The following is a 24397-nucleotide window of genomic DNA, read 5'->3' as shown; positions in this document are numbered from 1 at the left end:
ACTGCCTCCGAAACAATCCGGGGCGGCTTCCAACAGCAAAAATCTGTCATTCCCGGCCAGCAGAAATGACAGATTTCGCGGATTGCCTTTACTGCCGCTTCTTTTACTGCCGCTTTTCAGCGTTGATACAGTCGGTACGCCTGGCGCATTACTTCCACAGCGCGCACTTGGACTCGGCCTTGGTGGTCCATGCCTGCTCAGCCGGAATGGTTTGCACCAGCTTGTAGTAGTCCCACGGATACTTCGATTCCGACTGCGCCTTGACCTGGTACAGGTACATGTCGTGCATCACGCGGCCGTCGGCGCGCAGGTAACCGTTCTTCTGGTACATGTCGTTGAACTTGGTCTTGCGCAGCTGCGCCATGACCTTGTCCGCATCGTCGGTACCGGTTTCCTTGACCGCCTTCAGGTACTGCAGGGCAGCCGAGTAGTCGGCGGCTTGCAGCGAGGACGGCATTTTCTTGCGCACGGCGAAGTAACGCTTGGCGAAGGCACGCGTCTCCTCATTGGCGTCCCAGTACCAGCTGTCGGTCAGGTACAGGCCTTCGGTTGCCTTCAGCGTCAGCGAGTGCACGTCGTTGATGAACACCAGCAGGCCGGCCAGCTTGGCGGTCTTGGTGATGCCGAATTCATTGGCGGCCTTGACCGCATTGATGAAGTCGCCGCCGGCATTGGCCAGGCCGATGATCTGCGCCTTGGAGCTTTGCGCCTGCAGCAGGAAGGACGAGAAGTCCGATGCGCCCAGCGGGTGCTTGACGGAACCCACCACCGTGCCGCCCGATGCCTTCACCACATTGGCGGTGTCGGATTCCAGCGAATGGCCGAAGGCATAGTCGGCGGTCAGGAAGAACCAGCTCTTGCCGCCCTGCTTCACCACCGCCGAACCGGTGCCCTTGGCCAGCGCCACGGTGTCGTACGCATAGTGCACGGTGTACGGCGAGCATTCTTCGTTGGTCAGGCGCGCGGAACCGGCGCCGATCTGGATGTAGGGCTTCTTCTTCTCGGCAGCAATCTTGGCCGACGCCAGCGCGGTGCCGGAGTTGGTGCCGCCGATCAGCACATCCACGCCCTGCTGGTCGAACCATTCGCGTGCCTTGCTGGCGGCGACGTCGGCCTTGTTCTGGTGGTCTGCCACCAGCAGCTCGACCTTCTTGCCGTTGATCGCGCCGCCCATGTCGGCGATCGCCATCTTGATCGCCTCGGCGCCGCCCTGGCCGTCGATGTCGGAATACACGCCGGAAATATCGGTGATGAAACCGATCTTGATCACGTCCCCGGAGATCTGCGCCGATGCCGGCGCCATCGAAAACGCTGCGGCTGCAGCGGTGACAGCAAGTGCCATTGCCTTAAGTTTCATTTTCATCTCCTCAGTGTTGAGCCCGCTAAATTGATAGACCTGCGAGACAGCTTTATGTTGGACGGGAAAGGGATCGCCTCCCCCGCGACGTACTTGTTGGCAGTACTTTTCATGATTCTTGCAGCCCGCTCTTCCCGGATCAGGACGCATGCCTTGCGAACGGCGCGTTCAGACGCCCAGCAATTCGTTCAATGTCTGCATCTTCGCTTCCAGCTGCGACGCCTCGAACGACTCGACGATCTGGCCATGCTCCATCACATAGAAGTGGTCGGCCAGCGGCGCCGCGAAGCGGAAGTTCTGCTCCACCATCACGATGGTGTAGCCCTTGGCTTTCAAGGTGGTGATCATGCGCGCCAACGCCTGCACGATGACCGGCGCCAGGCCTTCCGAGATTTCGTCCAGCAGCAGCAGGCGCGCGCCGGTGCGCAGGATGCGCGCCACCGCCAGCATCTGCTGCTCGCCGCCCGACAGGCGCGTGCCCTGGCTGTTGCGGCGCTCCTTCAGGTTGGGGAACATGTCGTAGATCTCGTCGATCGACATGCCCTTGTCCGTCTTGGAGACGAACGGCGGCAGCATCAGGTTTTCTTCCGCCGACAGCGAAGAGAAGATGCCGCGCTCTTCCGGGCAATAGCCCACGCCGTAGTGGGCGATCTTGTGCGTGGCCAGGCCGATGGTTTCCTGGCCGTTGATCTTGATCGATCCCTTGCGGGTGCCGACCAGGCCCATGATGGAGCGCAGCGTGGTGGTGCGACCGGCGCCGTTGCGGCCCAGCAGCGTCACCACTTCGCCCTGGCGCACGTTCAGGTTGACGTTGTGCAGGATGTGCGATTCGCCGTACCAGGATTGCAGGTCGCTGATCTGCAGCGCCAGCGGGGCATTGGAATGGGAGGTATTCACGGGAGAGTTCACGGTTGCGGTCGACATCAGTGCGCTCCCTGCAGTTCGGTGGCGGCGGTGCCCATGTAGGCTTCCATCACCTGCGGGTTGCGCGAGACTTCGGCGTAGCTGCCCTCGGCCAGCACGGCGCCGCGTTGCAAGACGCTGATGCGGTCGCAGATGCCGGCGATCACGCTCATATTGTGCTCCACCATCAGAATGGTGCGCCCGGCCGACACTTTCTTGATCAGCGCGGTGACGCGGTCCACGTCTTCATGGCCCATGCCCTGGGTCGGTTCGTCCAGCAGCATCAGTTCCGGCTCCATTGCCAGGGTGGTGGCGATTTCCAATGCGCGCTTGCGGCCGTAGGGCAAATCCACGGTGGTGGTCTGCGCGAAATCGGTCAGGTCGACCTCGTCGAGCAATTCCATGGCGCGCGCGTCGAGCTGCTTGAGGCTCTCGCCGTTCTTCCAGAAATGGAAGGAAGTGCCGAGCTTGCGCTGCAAGCCGATGCGCACGTTCTCCAGCACGCTCATGTGCGGGAACACCGCTGAAATCTGGAATGAACGGATGATGCCCTGGCGCGCGATCTGCGCCGGCGCTTCCGCTGTGATGTCCTTGCCGTTGAACAGGATCTGGCCCGAGGTCGGCACCAGGAACTTGGTCAGCAGGTTGAAGCAGGTGGTCTTGCCGGCGCCGTTGGGGCCGATCAGTGCGTGAATATGGCCGCGCTCAATTTTCAGATTGACCGCGCTTACCGCCGTGAAACCCTTGAATTCCTTCGTCAGGTTTCTTGTCTCCAGAATGACGTCTGTCATAGTCTCATCTTTCCCTTTGATGCCCGTGCCGGTTCATCCGGTCATCGAGGCCTGCCCTGCTGCAAATCGCCCGACGCTTTTGGCATGAGGGACCGCGGTTCTTATCTGGCGAATCGAGAAGCTCTTTTTAATATTTGGCGCATAGTAGCCGAGTAGTACCATTCCTACAATACGTATAAGTACCGTATCGGCCACCGCCCCAAGAATATCGCCTCAACGCCCGGAAAGCAGAGCTGATGCGACTTTCTCGGCGATCATCACCGTCGGCGAGTTGGTATTGCCGGATGTGATGGCAGGCATCACGGATGCGTCTGCCACCATCAGTCCCGACACCCCGCGCACGCGGCATTGCGAGTCCACCACCGCCGCCGCATCGTCGGCGCGCCCCATGCGGCAAGTGCCCACGGGATGGAAAATCGTCGTGCCCACTTCGCCGGCCGCGCGGTAGAGATCCTCTTCGGTCCGGTAGTGCACGCCGGGCTTGAACTCCTGCGGCATGTACTTGGCCAGCGCCGGCGATGCGGCGATGCGGCGCGTGAGCTTAAGCGAGTCGGCCGCGACCTTCAGGTCTTCCGGGGTGGACAGGTAATTGGTGGTGATCTTCGGCGCCAGCGCATGGTCGATGGAAGCCAGCCGCACATGGCCGCGCGAGGTCGGGCGCAAGTTGCACACGCTGGCGGTAAACGCCGGGAAGGCATGCAGCGGATCGCCGAACTTTTCCAGCGACAGCGGCTGCACGTGGTATTCCAGGTTGGCGCTGGCCTGCGACGGATCGGAGCGGGCAAAGGCGCCCAGCTGCGACGGCGCCATGGACATCGGCCCGCTTTGCGTGAGCAGGTATTCCAGGCCGATCCTCATCTTGCCCACCAGCGTGGAGGCCATCGCATTGAGCGTCCTGGCCCCGCTGACCTTGAAGGCCATGCGGATCTGCAGATGGTCCTGCAGGTTCTCGCCCACGCCCGGCAAGGCATGCACCACCGGGATCTGGTGCTGCTGCAGGAGTTCGCCGTTGCCGATGCCCGACAACTGCAGGATATGCGGCGATCCGATCGCGCCGGCCGACAGGATGGTTTCCTTCTTCGCTTCGGCGAACCACTCGCCGCCGCCCCCGGTGAATTCCACGCCGGTGCAGACCGGCCCATTCTCACCTTGAGAGAATCGCAGTTTCTTCACGTGCGAGCCGGTCATGATGTCGAGGTTGCCGCTCTTCATCGCCGGCCGCAAAAACGCCTTCGAGGCATTCCAGCGGATGCCGCGTTTCTGGTTCACGTCGAAATAGCCGCAGCCCTCATTGTCGCCGCGGTTGAAATCGTCGACCTTGGGAATGCCGTTCTCGGCCGCCGCCTCGCGGAACGCGTCGAGGATGTCCCACCGCAGGCGCTGCTTCTCCACCCGCCACTCGCCGCCGGCGCCATGGAATTCATCGCTACCGCGGTAGTAATCCTCGCTCTTCCTGAACAGCGGCAGCACATTGTCCCAGCGCCAGCTGTCGTCGCCCGTCATGCGCGCCCACGCGTCGTAGTCGCGCGCCTGCCCGCGCATGTAGATCATGCCGTTGATCGAGGAACTGCCTCCCAGCACCTTGCCGCGCGGGTAGATCAGGCTGCGCCCGTTCAGCCCGGGATCGGATTCGGTGCGAAACATCCAGTCGGTGCGGGGATTGTTGATGCAATAGAGATAGCCGACCGGGATATGGATCCAGATGTAATCGTCCTTGGCCCCCGCTTCCAGCAGCAGCACCTTCACGCCGGGTTGTCTGGAAAGGCGGTTGGCCAGCACGCAGCCGGCTGTGCCGGCGCCGATGATGATGTAGTCGTATTGCCCTGCCGATTGCATGGTGTCTCCGTTTTTATTGTCGTTCTTGTCTACTGTCGCTCTTTCCCCGTCATCCCGGCGCAAGCCGGGATCCAGCGTCTTTTACCGTACATCGATAACGGGGTGAAAAGCCAAAGACACTGGATCCTGACCTTCATCAGGACGACGCTCTTGCAGAAATTTACTTCGCCACCGGCATGGTGAATTCCGCCCCCTTGCCGATGGTCGCCGACCAGCGCTGCATGATCGACTTGTAACGCGTATAGAAACGGATCCCCTCTTCGCCATAGGCATGGGTATCGCCGAACAGCGAACGCTTCCAGCCGCCAAAGGAATGCCAGGCCATCGGCACCGGGATCGGCACGTTGATGCCGACCATCCCCACCTGGATACGGCGCGAGAATTCATGCGCGGTATTGCCGTCGGCGGTGAATAGTGACACACCATTGCCATACTCATGCGCATTAATCAGCTTCACCGCCTCGGCAAAGTCCGGCACCCGCACCACGCACAGCACCGGGCCGAAGATTTCTTCCTGGTAGATCTTCATGTCGGTAGTTACGTTGTCGAACAGCGTGCCGCCGATGAAGAAACCGTTTTCATGGCCCGGCACCTTCAGCCCGCGACCATCCACCAGCAACCTGGCGCCGGCATCCACGCCGCTCTGGATATAGCCCTCGACCTTGGCCTTGTGGGCGGCGGTGACCAGCGGTCCCATCTCGGCGTCGGCCTCCATGCCGTTCTTGACCTTCAGGGCCTTCACGCGCGGAATCAGCGCCTCCACCAGCTTGTCGGCCACGCTGCCGACCGCCACCGCCACCGAGATCGCCATGCAGCGCTCGCCGGCCGAACCGTAGGCCGCGCCGATCAGTGCGTCGACCGCCTGTTCCAGGTTGGCGTCGGGCATCACCACCAGGTGGTTCTTGGCGCCGCCCAGCGCCTGCGCGCGCAGCGGGAAGGTGCCGGCGCGCTCGGTCGCCTTGCGATAGATGTATTCGGCAATCGGCGTCGAACCGACAAAAGACACCGCCTGCACCTCGGGATGCTCCAGCAGCGCATCGACCGCCACCTTGTCGCCCTGGACCACGTTGAACACGCCGTCCGGCAGGCCGGCGCGCTTGAACAGTTCAGCCAGCATCAGCGACGGCGACGGATCGCGCTCGGAAGGCTTCAACACGAAGCTGTTGCCGGTGGCGATGGCGATCGGCGCCATCCACAGCGGCACCATCACCGGAAAGTTGAACGGCGTGATACCAGCCGTCACGCCCAGCGGCTGGCGCAGGTTCCAGTTGTCGATGCCGCCGCCGATGTTGTCGGTGAACTGGGTCTTGAGCAGTTGCGGGATGCCGGTGGCGAATTCCACGATTTCCAGCCCGCGGGTCACCTCGCCCTTGGCATCCGAAAACACCTTGCCATGTTCCAGCGTAATCGCCTTGGCCAGCGCATCCTGGTTTTGCTCGATCAGTTCCTTGAACTTGAACAGCACCCGCGCGCGCTTCAACGGCGCCGTCTCGGCCCAGGCCGGCGCTGCCGCGCTGGCTGCGGCCACCGCCGCATTGACTTCCTGCACCGACGCCAGCGACACCTTGGCCGCCACATCGCCGGTGGCCGGATTGAACACGTCCTGGCTGCGGCCGCTTTCCGATTGCGTCAGCTTGCCGTTGATGAAATGGTCGATGTGCGGGATGCTCATAAGTATTCCTTTGGTGATTGATATCAAATCGGGCCGGATTTGTCTCCCAATCCTGATGACCCGCGATGGAAATGCCGATAAACGCTCAATTAGGCAGACGTTGGAAGAATATCGCGCCAATTCGATCCTATCCAATGAGTTATTATCAACAGCAATATAAGAACGACTTATAAACCTCTCATTTCAACATCATGCCGAATGATGAATGAAGAAAGAATTTAATAATAATTAGCGATGGATATCGTACAGTTACGCGCTTTTATCACCGTCGCCCGCGAAGGCAACCTGACCCGCGCCGCTGAAAAGCTACATGTCAGCCAACCCGCTGTCAGCCTGCAGATCAAGTCGCTGCAAGAACAGCTGGGCCTGGCCCTGTTTACCCGCACCGCCGCCGGCATGGTGCTGACGGTGGAAGGCAACAAATTGCTGCCACTGGCCGAACGCGTCCTGGCCGACCTGCAGGAACTGCGCCGCCATGCGGGCGCCTTGCAAACCAGCGCCGACCGCCTGTCCGGTTCGCTGGCCATCGGCACCATCCTCGATCCGGAATTCATCCGCCTGGGCGCCTTCCTCAAGTTGCTGGTCGAACGCCATCCGCAGCTGTCCACCAAGTTGTCCCATCACATATCGGGCTCGGTCTTGAATGAGATCCGGCACGGACGGCTGGACGTCGGATTTTTCCTGGGCGATCCGGGCAAGGGTTTCCATGCCATGACGCTCACGCCCTTCACCTACAACGTGATCGCCCCGGCCGGCTGGAAAAGCCGGGTCTCCGGCAAAGGCTGGAAAGAACTCTCGCGCCTGCCCTGGATCTGGACGCCGCCGGAGTCCGCCCATCACCGGCTGTTGAGCAAGGTTTTCGCCCAGCACAAGGTGCAACCGGACACCGTGGCCCTGGTCGACCAGGAATCTTCGATGCTGGATCTGGTGAAATCGGGGGTAGGCCTGTCATTGGCGCGGGAATCGATCGCCTTGAGCCAGGCGCATGCCCATGGCCTGGTGATCGCCGACGCGGTAGACCTGTCCACCGAACTGCGTTTTGTTTCACTGGAGAAACGCCAGAACGAAAATGCCATCAAAGCAGCATTCCAGGTGCTCCAGGAAATCTGGAAGTACTGAGTTTCATCATCGCTTGCCGGCCTGGAACCGGCAGGCGTTTCTGTTTCATCCCTTCCCCTTGCCGAACCAGCACGCTGGATGCCATCTCCGGTGCCTGTTGAGCGCACGGTCGTTCTTGGATTCTTGTTTCTGCCAGACAGGTTTTTGCGACGTTTTTCAGGTTATCCCCGCAATTCCGCTTTTCTGTTTTTTAAATTAAAAGTTTATATATAAAGATAGTAGTAATAGTTAACGCAGGACTTTTCTGTGGATAACCCGGTTTACCTGAATCGAATCAGCAAATTACGTCAGGGATAAACGCTTGGTAAGCTTCTGCATAGCGCAGGAACAAATATTGGATAAATTTTCGCCTTTGGATAACTTGCCGAGATATTCCCAATTCACGCAATAGATATGCAAAGACTTATCCACAGGCGCCTGAAATGACAAGCCAACAACATCGACTCCACCGCCCTATGCCTCCCGCCACGCCCTACTGCATCGACATCCAACCTGCCGGCTTGCGTTTTGAACAACGCCCTGGCCTATCGCTGCTGCAATCGGCGCTGGCCCAATTCATCCGGATTCCCAGTTCCTGCCGCAATGGAACCTGCCGTACCTGCATGTGCCAATTGAAGTCAGGCGAGATAAGTTACCAAATCGAATGGCCGGGATTGAGCAAGGAAGAAAAAAAGGAAGGCTGGATCCTTCCTTGCGTAGCCCAGGCGCAAACCGACCTGGTGCTGGAGGTACCCCTTGCGGTCGACCTGAAGGGATGAGCTGAGGGCGTCCTGTGCCTTCCTTCAACAACCCATGGGGTTGATGCGGTTTGAAGTCATCGTCTGCATCAGATCCAAGACGGGTTTTGAGATAGATGAGATAGAGAGAATCGTCGGTTGCCGCCGGTTTTCCGGGAATTCCGGTTTTTTGTCTTTTTGAATAAGTCTATATATATAAATAGTAGGTAATAGTTAACACAGGCCCGTTTCTGTGGATAACCCGGTTTACCGGAAAAGAATCATGGAGTTGGGAAAAGTATAAACACTTGGCAAGGCGTGTATGGCCGGCGGACAGTTATTGGATAAAAAAATAACCTTGGATAACTTTCCCGGTTTTCCCCAATCCATGAAAAAGTTATCCAGACCTTTATCCACAGGCAGAGCTGCTTTTTGTGGACATCTGGGCGCGGACGGGGAATTTTCGGGAATTTGGCATTTTTTGCCGTTTCAGGCCCGTCGGGAGCGGACTTTCAGGGGGAAATGGGCCTATTCCAAAGCATTTTTTGAGCGTTTTGCCTTTTCCGATAATTTGAACAAATACTCACGACAGCAAAAAAGCCGCCAAAAATGAAAAAGGCCGGGAAAGTTATCCCCCGGCCAATGATGGCAAAAATGCCAATTTCTCCCATGCCTATTTTTTAGGCGCAACTTTCCTGGCAACGGCTTTTCCGGCTGGCGGCGCCTGCGGCTGTTTTTTCACTTCCTCCAGCAGATTGGCGCAATCGGTCTTTTGTTCGCCATCCACATTGATCAGCGGCAAGATGGCGGTGACCGGCGCCAGCAAACCCAGCGCCAGCGCGCCGCCGGCGCGCAATGCCAATACCGCCTTGTTCACGCCGACGTCCGGCTCCTTGAACGTGCCCGAGACGTACAGCGGCGAACGCAGCGAGATGATGCGCAAGCCCTTGCTCTTGGGATGGATGGTCAGGTCCAGCTTTTCCTGCTTCATGTCCACCGTGCCGTCGGCGCCGATCAGCGCATCGTCGGTATCGAGCACGAAAGTGCGGATATCCATCACGCCATTGCTGACCGGAAAATCGCCCACCATGCAATTGAGCTTCACTTCTTTATCGCCAAACAGTTTGCTGATGACGATATTGCCCACATTCAGGCCCGCCGCTTCCAGCAGGAACTTGCTGATTGCGCCCTGGTTGACCAGCGTCTTGAGCTCGCCATTGGCCGACCCCAGCATCGCCGCCACCGAATTGCCGGTCGCGCTCAATTTGGCGTCGCCGTTGATTTCGCCGAAGCTGGTTTTGGACGCGTCCAGTTCCGGGTACAACTGCTGGATCTTGATGCGGCGCGCCGTCAATGCCATGTCCGACTTCATCTGCTGGTCCCGGCCGTCGAGGCGGATGGTCGAGTTCAGGCTGCCGCCGGCCACGCCAAAGTTCAGCGGATCCAGCGTCAGCACCTTGTCCTTGAGCACCAGGTGCGCGTGCAGGTCGCTGATGGGCAGGTCCTTTTTCTTGACGATGCGCTTGCCGGTCAGTTTGACGTCGGCATCCAGCGCGCCCCAGGCATCGGTGCTGAACTGCTTGACCGGCAGCACCTTGCCCGCCGGCTGGCGTTCCTGGGCGCCGCGCTGCGTTTTTTCCTCATTTGAGTCGGCCCCGATCAGCGGCGCCAGATCCTCGAAACGCAGCAGGTTGGAGGTGATCGCGCCCTCCAGCCGCGGCCGCGGGCCGCCGGTGCTATAGAACAGGCTGCCGCCGACATCGCTGCTGCCGACCTTGCCGGTGAATTCTTCATAGCGCCATTCGCTATGGGCGGCGCCGATCTTGCCCAGCAGATGGCCTTCGGTGGCGAACGGCGGGGTTTCCGGCAGCAGTATCCCGGTCAGCGGATACAGGTTGCCCATGCTGGCGCCCGAGACCGACAGGCGCAGATCCAGCGCCGCCAGCTGGGCCGGCTTGGTCAACGTGCCGCGCACGCCGATGGCGGTCTTGCCTACCTTCACATTGGCTTGCAAGGGATACGGCTGCTGCTGGTCCTGCAGCGAGAGTACGCCGCCGGCACGGCCGTCGCCGGACACCGGCGCGCCGTTGAAACTGCCCTTCAGTTTCCAGCCCAGGCCGTAGACCTTGTCCTTGTCGGGATCGAGGGTGTCGATCTCGGCTTTGATGTCGATCTTCTGGAGCGCATCATCCAGTTTGAACGTGCCCTGGCGCAGGATCAGCCGCCCCAGTTTCAGGTTCCTGGCGGACGGTTCGCTGTCGCTGTTCTTGAAAGTCCAGTTGTTGGCGTTGTCCTTGTTGCGCAAGAGCGCGATGTCGGGATTGTGGATTTCCAGCGTCGGCAGCGAGATGTCATGCACCAGCAGCGGCACCGGGTTGAGGGTGAAAGTGACTTGTTTGATCGTGGCCATCTTGCCGGACTGGCTGAACGCATCGGGATTGGCCAGCGTGATGTCTTGCGCCTGCAGCCGCGGCCAGGGCACCCAGCTCGACCATCCGGATTGCGGCGGCGTGGTCTGCCCGGCGCGCTGCCATTGCAGCGAGAGGTCGCCGTTGATGGCGAATTCGCGCCCGATCGATTCGGACACGCGCTGGTTGATCCAGGGCTTGGCCCGGTTCCAGTCGAAGGTCAGGAGGAAGATCAGCGCGGCGGCGATGACGATGAAAAGGCTGGCGAGCAGCCACAAGAGGATTTTCCGGGGGCGCGGCATTGGCATGGTTGTTCCCGTGAGGGTGGATCATACGGTGCGGGCAGCTCCCTGCCGGCCGCCTGTCTCCCGGGGCCGGCGGGATTCTTATATCTCTATGCGCCGCATCAGCGCTTCATGTTGATGCGACCGAATTCGTCGTGCGTCGTTGCACTCAAGTGCGCGCGCAGCCATTTGTGGGCCGGATTGCGTGCATCGCGCTCGTGCCACAGCATGTCGACGTGTTCTTCCGGCGTCTGGAACGGCAACTCCTTGACCACCAGCACCTCGGCCATGCCGGTGGCGGCCACCAGGTGGCGCGGCAGCACCGTCAGCAGTTCCGAACTGGCGACGATGCGCCCGGCCGTGAAGAACTGGTTCACCGTCAGCAGGATCTTGCGCTCGCGGTTCATGCCGGCCAGCACGTCGTCGATCACCGCATGCGGCTTGCCCGACAGGCTCACCAGCAGGTGGTCGGCGGCGCAGTAGGTATCCAGCGTCAGCGGCTGGGCCGCCAGCGGGTGGTTCTTGTGCATCACGCATACGTATTGGCCGGTGTACAGCCGGGCATGGCTGATCTGGCTCTTGGCCATGCCTTGGCCGTCGGCCAGTTGCGCCGTCACGCCGGGGAAAAACCCCACCGCCAGGTCGATGTCGCCGCGCAGCAGCATGGCGCGCGGGTCGCGGGTGGTCAGCGGCATCATGCGGATCTTGATGCGCGGCGCGTCGCGCATGATGGTGCGCACCAGCGACGGCAGCCACAGCGCGGCGGTGGCGTCCACCATGGCCATGCGGAAGGTATTCTGGGCCCGCGAGATATCGAAGCTTTCCGGCGCGATCACCGCTTCCAGCTCGGACAGCGCCCGGCGCACGGTCGGCCACAGTTCTTCGGCGCGCGGCGTCGGTTTGACGCCATGCGCGGTGCGGATCACCAGGTCGTCGTTGAGGGTATCGCGCAGCCGTCGTAGCGCATTGGAGACAGCCGGCTGGGTCATGGCCAACAAGTTGGCTGCACGCGTCAGGTTCTGCTCGGTCATGACCGCGTCGAATACGCGCAGCAGGTTCAGGTCCAGGGTGAGGAAGCTCATAGGGCGGGCCTTTGCGGCGGAAAGTGGATCGCGAATGAATTCCGGAAATAGCTATTCACGAATTATATAACTGATATCCGAAAAGGAAATTGGTCAAATAAATGTGAGTTCACTACACTGCAATGCAACATAACACACAACGTCAAGGATCGAATCATGGCAACCATCGCACAAAGCACCGTCAACACCACGTTCAAGAGCAAGTTCGCAGCCGTCCTGCGCAACATCTTCATCCACTTCGTCAAGGCCCACGAACTGCAAGCCGTGGCCCTGGTCGCCGCCGAACAGGATCGCGCCAACGGTTCGCGCCAGCTGAACCGCATGGCCGACAAGTTCGAAGCAACCCAGCCGAACCTGGCCGCCGAACTGCGTTTCATCGCTTCCCGCGGCTAATTGGCAACAGCGGCCGACAGGCGCTGAAAAAGCGCCGGCGGCAAGGCAGTACAGGATTCAAGTTTTTACCGGTCGCGCGCCATTCGCTGCGCGACATGGCGGCAGGCCCAACCGGCCACCGCCTCCGGTGTCAGGAATTTCGGTTGTCCAGGCGCGTACGGCGCCTGTGTTGACGCTGATTCGATCAACGCGTCTGGACACCGATCCGTTGTCTCCTCCTCCCTCTTTAGGAAGGATTAACCCCGCAGGCCATGCCTGTGGGGTTTTTTTTCGTCGCTACAAAGCCCCCGCTACCGAGGCTACACCAGCAAGGCCGGCGAGATATTCACAAACGCTGAGCGGCAGTGTTGTTTGGCCATATTCATCAGCGCTATAACTGATATGAGAACTCTAAAGTAGTCATACAAACCGCACAAACATATACTGCGATGCAACAACAGTGAGATTGAACGCGCCTGATGCGCACCGCAAAGACTTATCAGAGGTAGAAATAACATGTCCTTCCTGAACCTGGCCTTTCCCGCCGAAACCGCGATTCCCTTCTCGCAGGCGCTGATCGGCATGCTGGCTGCCTACGTGCGTCCGGCCCTGGGTCTGGGGGCATTGGTGACGGTGCTGATGGTGTTCAAGCCGCTGCTGCTGGGTCTGGCGCAAGCCGCCGTGCTGTTGGTCAAGCCGCGCAAGTCGCTGGAACAGCGCATCCTGGCGCACAAGTTCAGCGGCAAGCGCATGTTGAACCGCATGGCCAACGAATACAGCCTGACCCAACCGAATTTCGCCAACGAACTGCGCAACATGGCCGCGCGCGACTGAGCGCCCGCCGCCGTTCCACGGCAAGCCGACTTCTAGTCGAGTAGTAGTTCTGAGGTTTTGTAGTACGTACCGCGTCTCCTCCTCCCTCTTTAGGAAGGATTAACCCCGCAAGCGCAAGCTCGCGGGGTTTTTTTTATCTGCGTTTTTTATCCACGTCGACCGGGCCGGCCGCTCCCGGCAGGCGGCAATCGTGATAACTTTGACAGTCCGGCAACACTTATCAATGTCTCGAATACCATGTGCCAGCTTCTTGGGATGAACTGCAACACCCCGACCGATATCGTCTTCAGCTTTACCGGTTTCGCCACCCGCGGGGGATTGACCGATCATCACAGCGACGGCTGGGGCATTGCCTTCTTCGAAGGCGCCGGCGTGCGCACCTTCGTCGACCACCAGGCCGCGATCGAGTCGCCGGTGGCCGAACTGATCAAGCAATACCCGATCAAGTCGCAGCACGTCATCGCCCACATCCGCAAGGCGACCCAGGGCCGCGTGGCGCTGGCCAACTGCCATCCCTTCGTGCGCGAACTGTGGGGGCGCTACTGGGTATTCGCCCACAACGGCGACCTGAAAAACTTCACGCCGCAGCTCGACGGCCCCTACCGCCCGGTCGGCACCACCGACAGCGAACAGGCCTTCTGCTACATCCTGCAGGAGTTCCGCAAGCGCTTCGGCGACACGCTGCCGCCGCTGGCCGAACTGCGCGCCGCGCTGCGCGAGATCGCCGACTACATCGCCGGCCACGGCACCTTCAACATGCTGCTCTCGGACGGATCGGCGCTCTACACGCACTGTTCCACCCACCTCTACTACATCATCCGCCAGCATCCCTTCACCACCGCCAAGCTGTCGGATGACGAGCTGTCGGTCGATTTCGCCCAGGTCACCACGGTCAACGACCGCGTGGCCGTCATCGTCACCCAGCCGCTGACCAACAACGAAGTCTGGACGCCATACCAGCCGGGCGAACTCAAGGTATTCGTGGATGGCGACGTGGTCGCTTGAACCGGCCGGCGCCCTCAGGCTGGAAAGCTGCCAAAAAGAATAAAAAGAAGTAAAAAAGGGACAAAGCCGGGCAGTCTCCCGCAAACGGGATCACCGGTTGCAAAAAACACTGTCCCCATCAAAATATTGTCGAAAAGGAAATCGATCGGCTCTGTCCCCCGGCAAGCCGCATGGCGGTGCCGCTTGTCAGGAAAATAATGTCCGAATCGGCCATTTCCCACCGATGGATATGATTTTTTACTCTGCCAAACTGCCTCGCGTCCTGTGGATAACTTTCCGGCAGCAGGGTAAAATGCGTCCCTTGTTTGCGCCTCGGCCGACATTGTTTTTTATCCACCGGTCCTGACCTGAATCCGTTCAACGGCGCCGCACTCCTATTCAATAAGAAAGCTTCATGGAAAACTTCTGGCAGACCTGCTCCACCAAACTCGAGCAGGAACTGACTCCGCAACAATACAGCGCCTGGATCAAGCCGCTGGTGCCGCTCGACTATGAAGACGGGCTGCTGCGCATCGCCGCGCCCAACCGTTTCAAGCTCGACTGGGTCAAGGCCCAGTTCGCCAGCCGCATCACCAACCTCGCCAGCGAATACTGGGAGTCCCCGATCGAAGTGCAATTCGTGCTCGACCCGCGCGTGGGCCAGGCCCGGCGCGCCGCAGCGGCCACCAACGGCGGCGTCGAACCCGGCTATCCGGGCGCCGGCGGCGGCGGCATTTCCGGCCTCGGCCTGCCGACGGCCCAGGCCTACCAGCCAGAGCCGGAACCGGTGCGCGCAGTTGCGCCGCGCCAGGAACAGTCGCGCATCAACCCTGTGTTGACGTTCGACAACCTGGTTACCGGCAAGGCCAACCAGCTGGCCCGCGCGGCCGCCACCCAGGTCGCCAACAACCCCGGCGTGTCATACAACCCGCTGTTCCTGTACGGCGGCGTGGGCCTGGGCAAGACCCACATCATCCACGCCATCGGCAACCAGGTGCTTGTGGATAACCCGGGCGCCAGGATCCGCTACATCCACGCCGAGCAATACGTGCGCGACGTGGTCACCGCCTACCAGCGCAAGGGTTTCGACGACTTCAAGCGCTACTATCACTCGCTGGACCTGCTGCTGATCGACGATATCCAGTTCTTCGGCGGCAAGAGCCGCACCCAGGAAGAATTCTTCTACGCCTTCGAAGCACTGATCGCGGCCAAGAAGCAGATCATCATCACCAGCGATACTTACCCCAAGGAAATCAGCGGCATGGACGACCGCCTGATCTCCCGTTTCGACTCCGGCCTGACGGTGGCGATCGAGCCGCCCGAACTGGAAATGCGGGTGGCGATCCTGATGAAGAAAGCCTCCGCCGAAGAAGTCGTGCTGTCCGACGACGTCGCCTTCTTCGTCGCCAAGCACCTGCGCTCCAACGTGCGCGAGCTGGAAGGCGCGCTGCGCAAGATCCTGGCCTACTCGCGCTTCCACGGCAAGGACATCACCATCGATGTCGTCAAGGAAGCCCTGAAGGATCTGCTGTCGGTGCAAAACCGCCAGATCTCGGTGGAAAACATCCAGAAGACCGTGGCCGACTTCTTCAACATCAAGGTCGCCGACATGTACTCGAAAAAGCGCCCGGCCAACATCGCCCGGCCGCGCCAGATCGCCATGTACCTGGCCAAGGAACTGACCCAGAAGAGCCTGCCCGAAATCGGCGACCTGTTCGGCGGCCGCGACCACACCACGGTGCTGCACGCGGTGCGCAAGATCGCCGCCGACCGCGCCAAGAGCCCGGAATGCAACCACGAGCTGCACGTGCTGGAGCAGACCCTCAAGGGCTGACCCGGCAAGCCGTACGCCATGCCGTCAACATGCCGCCCGCAGCCTGGGGCGGCATTTTCATGTGCGGTCGGCGCGTTGGGACGGCCGCTGCCGCCGCTTTCCAACCCGTCGTCCCGGAGAAAGCCGGGACCCAGTGTCTTTCGTTGCGCCCTGACAGACGCTGAACGACGCCGGGCCCTGACTTTCGTCAGGGCGACGGAGATAAATTCAGGATTAACTGAACGGGATACCCGGCCCCCGGCATTCCCGGACCCTTTTCCCAGCCATGCCGAATCCGCCCACAATCCGGCGTCCAACGCACCTGTTTACCAAGCAAAAACTTACGTTGAAGGGGGATGATTGGTACAATGGAAGGCGATATTTCGCCGGCGGACGCCAGGGCCGCCCAATGAGCAGGAAATCCGCGGGATATCAAGGAAACTTCGGAGAAAACCTCTTTAAAAATGGGGGATTTGCCTTCAAATGTTCCTAACGCGCTGTCCGGCGCGCAGGGTGGTCCAGGTGTGTGATTAAAAACACAACAATCAGCCTGCCAGAATGCTTGCCGGCGGCTTGGGAACAGGTTTCGGACCGGCTGCGGGCAGGCCGTGCAAATGCAGGAGCGTTGCGTATTCCAGGCAGGTTCCGGTTGTTTTCACCAGAGGGGGAACACGCGCGACATTTGCATGAGCGGCAAGTCAGCCAGCGGCATCCTTTAAACCACTATTAGCAAGGACAAACAGACTATGCAATTGGTTAAAACCCAAAGAGACACGCTCCTGCGTCCTCTGCAGATCGTGAGCGGTATTGTCGAGCGTCGGCACACATTGCCGATTCTGGCCAATATCCTCATCCGCAAGGACGGCGAGAAAGTGTCTTTCCTGTCCACCGACATCGAAGTGCAGATCACCACGCACGCCGAAGTCGGTTCCGGCAGCGATGCCGTCGCCACCACCGTGGCCGCGCGCAAGCTGCTCGACATCCTGCGCGCCCTGCCCGACTCCGGCGAAGTTTCCATCTCGCTTGCCAACAAGCGCCTGACCGTGCAATCCGGCAAATCGCGCTTCGCACTGCAGACCCTGGCCGCGGAAGAATTCCCCACCGTCGCCCAGGCCGAGCAGTACAACGCCCAAGTCACCCTGCCGCAAAAGACCCTGAAGCACCTGTTCAACATGGTCCACTTCTCCATGGCCCAGCAGGACATCCGCTACTACCTGAACGGTCTGCTGCTGGTGGTCGAAGGCAAGAATGTCATCGCGGTCGCCACCGACGGCCACCGCCTGGCCTTCTGCCAGGTCGCCACCGAACAGGAGTTCCCGCGCCAGGAAGTCATCATCCCGCGCAAGACCATCATCGAGCTGCAGCGCCTGCTCGACGAGAGCGATGAAGAAGTCAAACTCGAAATCGCCAACAACCAGGTCAAGCTGAGCTTCGCCGACATCGAACTGATCTCCAAGCTGGTCGAAGGCAAGTTCCCCGACTACACCCGCGTGGTGCCCAAGGGCTACAAGAACAGCTTCACCATCAGCCGCGAACAGCTGCTGCGTTCGCTGCAGCGCGCCGCCATCATGACCAGCGACAAGTTCAAGGGCGTGCGCTGGGTGATCGCTCCCGGCAGCCTGAAGATCAGCTCCACCAACGCCGACCAGGAAGAAGCGGTCGAAGAACTCGAAATCGACTACGGCGGCGACACCGTCGACATCGGTTTCAACGTCAGCTACCTGCTCGACGTGCTCAACAACCTGAAGAACGACTACGTCAACATCGCCCTGGGCGATGCCAACTCGTCGGCCCTGGTCACCATCCCGGACAACGCCGACTTCAAATACGTCGTCATGCCGATGCGCATTTAAGCGCTGCCGCCTGCAAGCGCACGAGGGGCCGTCCGAGACGGCCCCTCAGTCGCTTTTAAGAATTCCGTTTTCAGCCGTAACCCTGTCGCATTTTGTCGTTTCTTTGTCGTTTCACCCGCAGTCTCTAGTCGTTTGGCTAGCTTTTTCAGAAGGTAACCATGTCCTCCAGCCCAGCAGACAACACCAACTCCGCGCAACAAAGCTACGGCGCCTCCTCCATCCAGATCCTGGAAGGCCTGGAGGCGGTGCGCAAGCGTCCCGGCATGTACATTGGCGATACTTCTGACGGCACCGGCCTGCACCACCTCGTGTTCGAAGTGCTGGACAACTCCATCGACGAAGCGCTGGCCGGCTACTGCAGCGAGATCCACGTCACCATCCACGCCGACAACTCGATCTCGATCACCGACAATGGCCGCGGCATCCCCACCGGCCTGAAGATGGACGACAAGCACGAACCCAAGCGCTCCGCCGCCGAAATCGTGATGACCGAGCTGCACGCCGGCGGCAAGTTCGACCAGAACTCCTACAAGGTCTCCGGCGGCCTGCACGGCGTGGGCGTGTCCTGCGTGAACGCGCTGTCCAAGAAACTGCTGCTGACCATCCGCCGCGACGGCAAGGTGCACTCCATGGAGTTCGCCAAGGGCGTGGTGCAAAACCGCGAACTGGAAACCATCGACGGCATCCAGGTCTCGCCCATCAAGGTCATCGGCGAATCCGACAAGAAAGGCACCGAAGTCCACTTCTGGGCCGACGAAGAAATCTTCACCCATGTCGAGTTCCACTACGAGATCCTCGCCAAGCGCATCCGCGAACTCTCGTTCCTCAACAACGGCGTGCACATCAAGCTGAGCGACCAGCGCACCGGCAAGGAAGAAAACTTCGCCTTCGAAGGCGGCACCCGCGGTTTCGTCGAATACATCAACAAGAACAAGAACGTGCTGCACCCGACCGTGTTCCAGGCCACCGGCGACAAGATGTCGGACCAGAACACCAACATCTCGGTCGACGTCTCCATGCAATGGAACGACGCCTTCAACGAGCAGGTGCTGTGCTTCACCAACAACATCCCGCAGCGCGACGGCGGCACCCACCTGACCGGCCTGCGCGCGGCGATGACCCGCGTCATCAACAAGTACATCGACGAGAACGATTTCGCCAAGAAAGCCAAGGTCGAAATCTCCGGCGACGACATGCGCGAAGGCCTCACCTGCGTGCTCTCGGTGAAAGTGCCCGAACCCAAGTTCAGCTCGCAGACCAAGGACAAGCTGGTCTCTTCCGAAGTGCGCGGCCCGGTCGAGGAAATCGTCGCCAAGACGCTCACCGACTACCTGATGGAAAAGCCCAACGACGCCAAGATCATCTGCGGCAAGATCGTCGAAGCCGCCCGCGCGCGCGAAGCCGCGCGCAAGGCGCGCGAACTGACCCGCCGCAAGGGCGTCATGGACGGCCTGGGCCTCTCCTCCAAGCTGGCCGATTGCCAGGAACGCGACCCGGCCCTGTGCGAACTCTACATCGTCGAGGGCGACTCCGCGGGCGGCTCCGCCAAGCAGGGCCGCGACCGCAAGTTCCAGGCCATCCTTCCGCTGCGCGGCAAGGTCCTGAACGTCGAAAAGGCGCGCTTCGAGAAGATGCTCTCCTCCGAGCAGATCACCACCCTCATCGCCACCCTGGGCACCAGCATCGGCGCCGACGAATTCAACCCGGACAAGCTGCGCTACCACCGCATCATCATCATGACCGACGCCGACGTCGACGGCGCCCACATCCGCACCCTGCTGCTCACGCTCTTCTATCGCCAGATGCCGGCGCTGGTCGAACGCGGCCACATCTACATCGCCCAGCCGCCGCTGTACAAGGTCAAGGCCGGCAAGGATGAGCGCTACCTCAAGGACGACCTCGAAGAAGCGCAATACATGATGCAGATCGCCCTGAACGACGCCGAACTGAAACCGGCCGAAGACGCCCCCGGCATCAGCGGCGACGCCTTGGTCGAACTGGCCCGCCAGTACAACACCGCCAACGCCATCATCATGCGCCTCACGCGCGCCATCGATGAAGCCGCGCTCGACGCCATCATGAACGCCGGCGTCGTCCTGAAGATGGAAAACCTGGAACAAGCCGAAGCCACCGCCGCCGAACTCACCAAGGCAATCGCCGACCCCAGCGTGCAAGTCGTGGCCAAGCTCGACGAACTCTCCGAGAAGCTCGCCCTGCACATCCAGCGCCGCCACCACGGCAACATCAAGGCCACCGTGATCGACGCCGACTTCGCCAGCGGCCCGGACTACCAGGTGCTGTCGAACGCCGCCCAGACCTTCAAGGGCTTGATCCGCAAAGGCGCCTCCGTCGCCCGCGGCCAGGGCGAAAAGCGCAAGGAGTCAGCCGTCACCGACTTCCGCCAGGCCATGGCCTGGCTGCGCGACGAAGCCGAACGCGGCGTCAACAAGCAGCGTTACAAAGGCCTGGGCGAGATGAACCCCGAGCAGCTGTGGGAAACCACGATGGACCCGACCGTGCGCCGTTTGCTGAAGGTGCAGATCGAGGATGCTATTGCGGCGGATCAGATCTTCATGACCCTGATGGGGGATGATGTGGAGCCGCGTCGGGCGTTTATTGAGAGTAATGCGCTGCAGGCGGGGAATATTGACGTTTGACGTCTCTCGGGTGCAACAGATAATGAAATAATTCAACTTATTTTGAGCATGCAAACGCCCGGCTTGTCCGGGCGTTTTGTCTAGCGGATATTGGGAAGTTTGAATTGTCTGGATACCTTTCGAGTACGTATCGGAGTCTTGATGGTTGACACCCGTACCATAGAGCAGCGACGCAGGATTATGCAATCGGTGCGAATTAAGGACACAGGCCCAGAGATCATTGTTCGAAAGATCATCTATGGTTTGGGCTACCGATATCGACTGCATCGGAAAGACTTACCAGGTCGTCCCGATATCTGTTTCCCTGGGAAAAAGAAGGTAATTTTTGTCCATGGATGTTTTTGGCACGGTCATCTCTGCAAAAAAGGACAATTACCCAAGTCCAAACTGGAATATTGGCAGCCAAAAATTAATGCCAACAAATCTCGAGATGCAAAAAACGTAGATTTACTTGAACAGCAAGGGTGGAAAATTTTAATTTTGTGGCAATGCGAACTTTATGAAACTGAAACCCTATTGTTAAGGTTGGAGGAATTCTTAAGGGATTAAATTTCGATCGCCTTTTCTTTCACAACCAGCTAAGATAGCGATCGTTTGTTATTGGTATTGCAGTGGAGAGATGTTATATGGCGCGACCAATTGGGATTGATTTATTCGCCGGAGCTGGTGGGCTCTCTTTGGGCTTTGAGCAAGCAGGATTTGATATTGCAGCTGCTGTAGAGATCGACCCGATTCATTGTGCAACTCACGAATACAATTTTCCTAAGTGCAAGACAATATGTGCGAGCGTCATTAATCTGACGGGACAGGAAATCCGGGCACTGAGTAATTTGCAAAATCGTGAAATTGATGTCGTATTTGGCGGTGCTCCATGCCAAGGTTTCTCGATGATTGGCAAGCGAGCCCTTGACGACCAACGTAATCAGCTGGTGTTTCACTACGTTCGGCTGGTAAGAGAGTTACAGCCAAAGTACTGTGTTTTCGAGAATGTGAAAGGACTCACACTTGGTAAGCACGCGCAGTTCTTAGAAGAGCTTATTGACGCTCTGAAAGACGCTGGTTACAGTGTCTTGTTGCCTTATAAAGTGCTTAATGCCGCGGACTATGGCGTACCTCAGTCGAGAGAGCGGCTCTTTCTAATGGCAGCCAGGAACGGTGAGTCCATGCCTATATATCCAGCTACTTGCACGGAATCAATTACTGTACGTGATGCAATTTCGGACCTGCCCGATGCAGATCAATTTGATCGACTGAAAAAGAGCGATTCTGTACTAGTTGAATGGACAACGTCTTCAACATATGCGCGCCGTCTCCGTGGACAATTGGAAGATCCTAGCAACTATGGTTACAAAAGAGCGTTCGATGCGAATCTTCTTACTTGCAGCCTAATAACAGAGCACACAGCGGAATCTAAAGAACGTTTTCTTGCGACGTCGCCAGGTTCTGTTGAGAAGATAAGTCGCTTCTTACGTTTATCTCTTGATGGAGTATGTAATACCCTTCGGGCAGGAACTGACAGTGCTAGAGGGGCTCATACGTCGCCTAGACCAATTCATCCTGTTTACTCCCGAGTACTGACCGTGCGTGAGGCGGCTAGGCTTCATTCTTATCCCGATTGGTTCCGTATGCATGTCACCAAATGGCATGGTTTTAGACAAATTGGGAATAGTGTTCCTCCGATACTTGGGAGGGCTGTTGCGTCGTCTATTATTAGCGCACTAGGGGTACAACCGACTCGTCCACGATCAGCGCTGAAACTTGGTTCTACATCGCTTCTGTCTATGAATATGGGTGAGGCCGCCGCATATTTTGCAGTTTCACGTTCTGTGATTGCACAGCGTACAAGAAAGGTATCGGAGGCTCAAAACGAATCTTTGCTATTGAATGGGGTTGACGAAGAGCAGGACGAAGCAGAGCTTCAATCCTGATTCGCTTAGATTCCGGTTACTGCTGGATACAAAATGAACATAGCGTCTCGATGGAAGATCGGTGTCATGAATTGATCAATTTCTGATCGGTTTACTGCCTTAAATTCAACTACATAAATTCCTTGGTTTTTAATTGCAGCGATAGCGAGAGGAATAACCAGATTTGTTTTGGTAGAGTCGAAGGCTGCTCTAACTTGACGAGCGATTTGTTCAGTGAGAATGCGCTGATTACCCTGCTTTGCTTCTACCGTAATAAGGGCGCTTTCTGTTTTTTCTCCGGATTGGGATGCAAATTGTGCTAAGAAAAGAGCATCAATTTGCACCTTCCTAAGTTTAATATCCATTTGCAAATGCGACAGCTCGAGCGCATTTACCTGAGTATCTTGACCCGTTGCGAAATGAGTTTCGACAACCCGTAGATTCACCGCGACTTGCAATAGCCACGATTCATCTGTACGCCCGAGAGATTTAGAAGCTAGGGGTAGACTTAAGCTCTGTATGGGGATGCGAGGAGTTGTCTCTGTTGGCCGAAAATCTTCTTCAAAACTCTCGGGGCTGCCGTCCTCTTGTCTAACGAATTCGAAGATAGCGCCGTTGCCAGTTCTCTGTTGCCCAACGATACCTAGTTTACGCAGTCGTTCGGGCCAGATCTTGTTTGCGCTTTTGCCTCTGACTATGTCTTTCATGAAATTGAAAGGATTACCGTCCAATTTCAACGTAATCTGATGGTGTTCAGCGCAATAACGCTTGGCATTCTGCAAATCTTCGGAAGTAACAATAGTTCTTGTGAATTGTTCTGTCTCCGAGTCATAGAGTTGATCAAAGATGTACTCGATGACCACGGTTTTATCGCTTTTCTTTTTTCCCATAATCCCTCAAAAATTCGCGGTCACTCAATTGTTACCATTGGGCGATACTCATGAAGTTTCAGCGCAAGGCGAACTTCCTCGACCGTCAGCCACTTGCGCCTTGAATGAATTATTCGATGGCAGTTCGCACACAAAAGTACTAAATCAGAAATCTTTGTTTTTTCTCCTGGCTGCATGGTGTGGATCGGTTTCGTGTGATGTACATCAATAATTCCTTCGCCGATGTCTCCGTAGTACGCGGAGAAATCGAAATTGCAAACGACACAAAACAGGCGCCCATGTAGTTTTAATGCCCTTGCTTTTGCTTTCTTTACTAGCTGTCGATTACGCTCACGATGATGGTGAGATCGGGTCGCAAGCCCCCCCTCTTCTGCTTCTTCGATTTCTAGATCATCGACATTTTGGAGCAGAGTTGTCTGGGGAGATTTGATGCTGTTCCGAATAAATTGGGCTACGTATTTAAGGTGCTCAGGATCAGAAGAAAACAATTTCCAGACGTGTTCCTCGTCCTTGTTACCGCGAGCCAATCCCACCTTGCCAGCTTTAGCGTGGATTGGATCAAAGCGTCTGAAATTCATCAATTTCATATAAACGCCATTCATATTTCGGTAGCTGTTTGCAGCAACCAGACCGAGTGATTGGCCCAAATGACTCAGTAGATGAGACAGTTCTTCGATCTCCGGTGCATCTTTTGCTAAAGAACGACCGCGAGTCTCCATATACAAGTCGAGAGCTAATATCAGCTCGTCTCGAGACCATCTGGCATTCTTTGTAACCGTGGTGCCCTTTTCTCGCATAGGCTTGGAAGCCAATTCCCCAATTCGCTTCTTCATTTTTTCACTAGCCCAAGATGTTTCAACTTGGTTACGTTGAATAATCGAATTTATTCGATTTTCTGTCTAGCGGAGTGTACCTCGTT

General features: G+C 58.2%; 21 protein-coding genes. 11 read left to right on the top strand and 10 right to left on the bottom strand.

Going from position 1 to position 24397, the window contains the following annotated elements:
• Window positions 1-148: 148 nt before the first annotated feature.
• The 5 genes from FB598_RS19885 to FB598_RS19865 form a co-directional block, all read right to left on the bottom strand.
• Entirely contained in the window at window positions 149-1357 is a 1209-nt protein-coding gene (locus FB598_RS19885) for an ABC transporter substrate-binding protein (protein WP_141917958.1), read from the bottom strand.
• A gap of 168 nt (window positions 1358-1525) precedes the next feature.
• Window positions 1526-2281 (bottom strand): ABC transporter ATP-binding protein, encoded by a 756-nt coding sequence (locus tag FB598_RS19880; protein ID WP_141917961.1) that lies wholly within the window; start codon window positions 2279-2281, stop codon window positions 1526-1528.
• Window positions 2281-3051 (bottom strand): ABC transporter ATP-binding protein, encoded by a 771-nt coding sequence (locus FB598_RS19875; RefSeq protein ID WP_141917965.1) that lies wholly within the window; start codon window positions 3049-3051, stop codon window positions 2281-2283. Before FB598_RS19875 ends, FB598_RS19880 begins: the two co-directional genes overlap by 1 nt.
• A gap of 213 nt (window positions 3052-3264) precedes the next feature.
• Window positions 3265-4887, bottom strand: a complete 1623-nt coding sequence (locus FB598_RS19870) for a GMC family oxidoreductase (RefSeq protein ID WP_141917969.1) — start codon at window positions 4885-4887, stop codon at window positions 3265-3267.
• Window positions 4888-5047: 160 nt separating this feature from the next.
• Complete coding sequence (locus FB598_RS19865; RefSeq protein WP_141917974.1) at window positions 5048-6559, bottom strand: CoA-acylating methylmalonate-semialdehyde dehydrogenase; 1512 nt, start codon at window positions 6557-6559, stop codon at window positions 5048-5050.
• A 234-nt stretch (window positions 6560-6793) separates the two neighbouring features.
• On the opposite strand from FB598_RS19865, the gene FB598_RS19860 reads away from it, so the two are divergent.
• The 3 genes from FB598_RS19860 (at window position 6794) to FB598_RS19850 (ending at window position 9007) form a co-directional block, all read left to right on the top strand.
• Window positions 6794-7678 carry a LysR family transcriptional regulator gene (locus tag FB598_RS19860; protein ID WP_141917978.1) on the top strand — a complete coding sequence of 295 codons (885 nt, stop codon included), beginning with the start codon at window positions 6794-6796 and terminating at the stop codon, window positions 7676-7678.
• A 455-nt stretch (window positions 7679-8133) separates the two neighbouring features.
• Window positions 8134-8436, top strand: coding sequence for a 2Fe-2S iron-sulfur cluster-binding protein (locus tag FB598_RS19855; RefSeq protein ID WP_141918196.1), 303 nt, complete (start codon window positions 8134-8136; stop codon window positions 8434-8436).
• A gap of 280 nt (window positions 8437-8716) precedes the next feature.
• A complete protein-coding gene (locus FB598_RS19850; protein ID WP_141917983.1) occupies window positions 8717-9007 on the top strand; it encodes a hypothetical protein in 291 nt (96 codons plus the stop codon).
• A gap of 60 nt (window positions 9008-9067) precedes the next feature.
• Here FB598_RS19850 and FB598_RS19845 read toward each other — a convergent pair whose 3' ends face one another.
• Together FB598_RS19845 and FB598_RS19840 are read right to left on the bottom strand one after the other, a co-directional pair.
• Entirely contained in the window at window positions 9068-11104 is a 2037-nt protein-coding gene (locus FB598_RS19845; protein WP_141918198.1) for an AsmA family protein, read from the bottom strand.
• Between the two features lie 104 nt (window positions 11105-11208).
• Window positions 11209-12168, bottom strand: coding sequence for a LysR family transcriptional regulator (locus FB598_RS19840; RefSeq protein WP_141917988.1), 960 nt, complete (start codon window positions 12166-12168; stop codon window positions 11209-11211).
• A gap of 156 nt (window positions 12169-12324) precedes the next feature.
• Here FB598_RS19840 and FB598_RS19835 point away from each other — a divergent pair, with 156 nt between their 5' ends.
• The 3 genes from FB598_RS19835 to FB598_RS19825 all read left to right on the top strand — a co-directional run bounded on the left by FB598_RS19835 (window position 12325) and on the right by FB598_RS19825 (window position 14379).
• Window positions 12325-12561: a hypothetical protein gene (locus FB598_RS19835; RefSeq protein WP_141917991.1), complete on the top strand. Its 237-nt coding sequence runs from the start codon at window positions 12325-12327 to the stop codon at window positions 12559-12561.
• A gap of 495 nt (window positions 12562-13056) precedes the next feature.
• Window positions 13057-13374 (top strand): hypothetical protein, encoded by a 318-nt coding sequence (locus FB598_RS19830; RefSeq protein WP_141917994.1) that lies wholly within the window; start codon window positions 13057-13059, stop codon window positions 13372-13374.
• 237 nt (window positions 13375-13611) lie between these two features.
• Window positions 13612-14379, top strand: a complete 768-nt coding sequence (locus FB598_RS19825; protein ID WP_141917996.1) for a class II glutamine amidotransferase — start codon at window positions 13612-13614, stop codon at window positions 14377-14379.
• A gap of 14 nt (window positions 14380-14393) precedes the next feature.
• Here FB598_RS19825 and FB598_RS19820 read toward each other — a convergent pair whose 3' ends face one another.
• Window positions 14394-14702 (bottom strand): hypothetical protein, encoded by a 309-nt coding sequence (locus FB598_RS19820; RefSeq protein WP_141917999.1) that lies wholly within the window; start codon window positions 14700-14702, stop codon window positions 14394-14396.
• A 71-nt stretch (window positions 14703-14773) separates the two neighbouring features.
• Here FB598_RS19820 and dnaA point away from each other — a divergent pair, with 71 nt between their 5' ends.
• From dnaA to FB598_RS19795, 5 genes are all read left to right on the top strand, one after another.
• Window positions 14774-16192 carry a chromosomal replication initiator protein DnaA gene (gene dnaA / locus FB598_RS19815; protein WP_141918003.1) on the top strand — a complete coding sequence of 473 codons (1419 nt, stop codon included), beginning with the start codon at window positions 14774-14776 and terminating at the stop codon, window positions 16190-16192.
• Between the two features lie 725 nt (window positions 16193-16917).
• A complete protein-coding gene (gene dnaN / locus FB598_RS19810; RefSeq protein ID WP_141918006.1) occupies window positions 16918-18024 on the top strand; it encodes a DNA polymerase III subunit beta in 1107 nt (368 codons plus the stop codon).
• A 158-nt stretch (window positions 18025-18182) separates the two neighbouring features.
• Window positions 18183-20681, top strand: coding sequence for a DNA topoisomerase (ATP-hydrolyzing) subunit B (gene gyrB, locus FB598_RS19805; protein ID WP_141918011.1), 2499 nt, complete (start codon window positions 18183-18185; stop codon window positions 20679-20681).
• 141 nt (window positions 20682-20822) lie between these two features.
• Complete coding sequence (locus FB598_RS19800) at window positions 20823-21230, top strand: very short patch repair endonuclease (RefSeq protein ID WP_141918015.1); 408 nt, start codon at window positions 20823-20825, stop codon at window positions 21228-21230.
• 77 nt (window positions 21231-21307) lie between these two features.
• The gene (locus tag FB598_RS19795; RefSeq protein WP_141918018.1) at window positions 21308-22609 is read left to right on the top strand and encodes a DNA cytosine methyltransferase; all 1302 of its coding nucleotides are present in this window, start codon (window positions 21308-21310) and stop codon (window positions 22607-22609) included.
• A gap of 5 nt (window positions 22610-22614) precedes the next feature.
• Here the strand turns inward: FB598_RS19795 and FB598_RS19790 are convergent, their stop codons facing one another.
• Window positions 22615-23478, bottom strand: a complete 864-nt coding sequence (locus tag FB598_RS19790; protein WP_141918023.1) for a hypothetical protein — start codon at window positions 23476-23478, stop codon at window positions 22615-22617.
• Window positions 23479-23498: 20 nt separating this feature from the next.
• Window positions 23499-24311 carry an HNH endonuclease gene (locus FB598_RS19785; RefSeq protein ID WP_221292554.1) on the bottom strand — a complete coding sequence of 271 codons (813 nt, stop codon included), beginning with the start codon at window positions 24309-24311 and terminating at the stop codon, window positions 23499-23501.
• Between the last annotated feature and the right edge of the window lie 86 nt (window positions 24312-24397).

Source organism: Herbaspirillum sp. SJZ106 (assembly GCF_006715495.1).
Lineage (GTDB): Bacteria > Pseudomonadota > Gammaproteobacteria > Burkholderiales > Burkholderiaceae_D > Herbaspirillum.
The sequence above is the reverse complement of the archived record's forward strand: the minus strand, read 5'-3'. Positions and strand labels throughout refer to the sequence as shown.

What these genes read in the sequence shown, in the direction of transcription:
- FB598_RS19865 (WP_141917974.1), bottom strand. Translation starts at nt 6,559, where the DNA reads ATGAGCATCCCGCACATCGACCATTTCATCAACGGCAAGCTGACGCAA.
- FB598_RS19845 (WP_141918198.1), bottom strand. Translation starts at nt 11,104, where the DNA reads ATGCCGCGCCCCCGGAAAATCCTCTTGTGGCTGCTCGCCAGCCTTTTC.
- dnaN (WP_141918006.1), top strand. Translation starts at nt 16,918, where the DNA reads ATGCAATTGGTTAAAACCCAAAGAGACACGCTCCTGCGTCCTCTGCAG.
- FB598_RS19800 (WP_141918015.1), top strand. Translation starts at nt 20,823, where the DNA reads ATGGTTGACACCCGTACCATAGAGCAGCGACGCAGGATTATGCAATCG.
- FB598_RS19860 (WP_141917978.1), top strand. Translation starts at nt 6,794, where the DNA reads ATGGATATCGTACAGTTACGCGCTTTTATCACCGTCGCCCGCGAAGGC.
- FB598_RS19885 (WP_141917958.1), bottom strand. Translation starts at nt 1,357, where the DNA reads ATGAAACTTAAGGCAATGGCACTTGCTGTCACCGCTGCAGCCGCAGCG.
- gyrB (WP_141918011.1), top strand. Translation starts at nt 18,183, where the DNA reads ATGTCCTCCAGCCCAGCAGACAACACCAACTCCGCGCAACAAAGCTAC.
- FB598_RS19835 (WP_141917991.1), top strand. Translation starts at nt 12,325, where the DNA reads ATGGCAACCATCGCACAAAGCACCGTCAACACCACGTTCAAGAGCAAG.
- FB598_RS19850 (WP_141917983.1), top strand. Translation starts at nt 8,717, where the DNA reads ATGGCCGGCGGACAGTTATTGGATAAAAAAATAACCTTGGATAACTTT.
- FB598_RS19830 (WP_141917994.1), top strand. Translation starts at nt 13,057, where the DNA reads ATGTCCTTCCTGAACCTGGCCTTTCCCGCCGAAACCGCGATTCCCTTC.
- FB598_RS19875 (WP_141917965.1), bottom strand. Translation starts at nt 3,051, where the DNA reads ATGACAGACGTCATTCTGGAGACAAGAAACCTGACGAAGGAATTCAAG.
- FB598_RS19855 (WP_141918196.1), top strand. Translation starts at nt 8,134, where the DNA reads ATGCCTCCCGCCACGCCCTACTGCATCGACATCCAACCTGCCGGCTTG.
- FB598_RS19785 (WP_221292554.1), bottom strand. Translation starts at nt 24,311, where the DNA reads ATGAAGAAGCGAATTGGGGAATTGGCTTCCAAGCCTATGCGAGAAAAG.
- FB598_RS19790 (WP_141918023.1), bottom strand. Translation starts at nt 23,478, where the DNA reads ATGGGAAAAAAGAAAAGCGATAAAACCGTGGTCATCGAGTACATCTTT.
- FB598_RS19870 (WP_141917969.1), bottom strand. Translation starts at nt 4,887, where the DNA reads ATGCAATCGGCAGGGCAATACGACTACATCATCATCGGCGCCGGCACA.
- dnaA (WP_141918003.1), top strand. Translation starts at nt 14,774, where the DNA reads ATGGAAAACTTCTGGCAGACCTGCTCCACCAAACTCGAGCAGGAACTG.
- FB598_RS19795 (WP_141918018.1), top strand. Translation starts at nt 21,308, where the DNA reads ATGGCGCGACCAATTGGGATTGATTTATTCGCCGGAGCTGGTGGGCTC.
- FB598_RS19840 (WP_141917988.1), bottom strand. Translation starts at nt 12,168, where the DNA reads ATGAGCTTCCTCACCCTGGACCTGAACCTGCTGCGCGTATTCGACGCG.
- FB598_RS19820 (WP_141917999.1), bottom strand. Translation starts at nt 14,702, where the DNA reads ATGTCGGCCGAGGCGCAAACAAGGGACGCATTTTACCCTGCTGCCGGA.
- FB598_RS19880 (WP_141917961.1), bottom strand. Translation starts at nt 2,281, where the DNA reads ATGTCGACCGCAACCGTGAACTCTCCCGTGAATACCTCCCATTCCAAT.
- FB598_RS19825 (WP_141917996.1), top strand. Translation starts at nt 13,612, where the DNA reads ATGTGCCAGCTTCTTGGGATGAACTGCAACACCCCGACCGATATCGTC.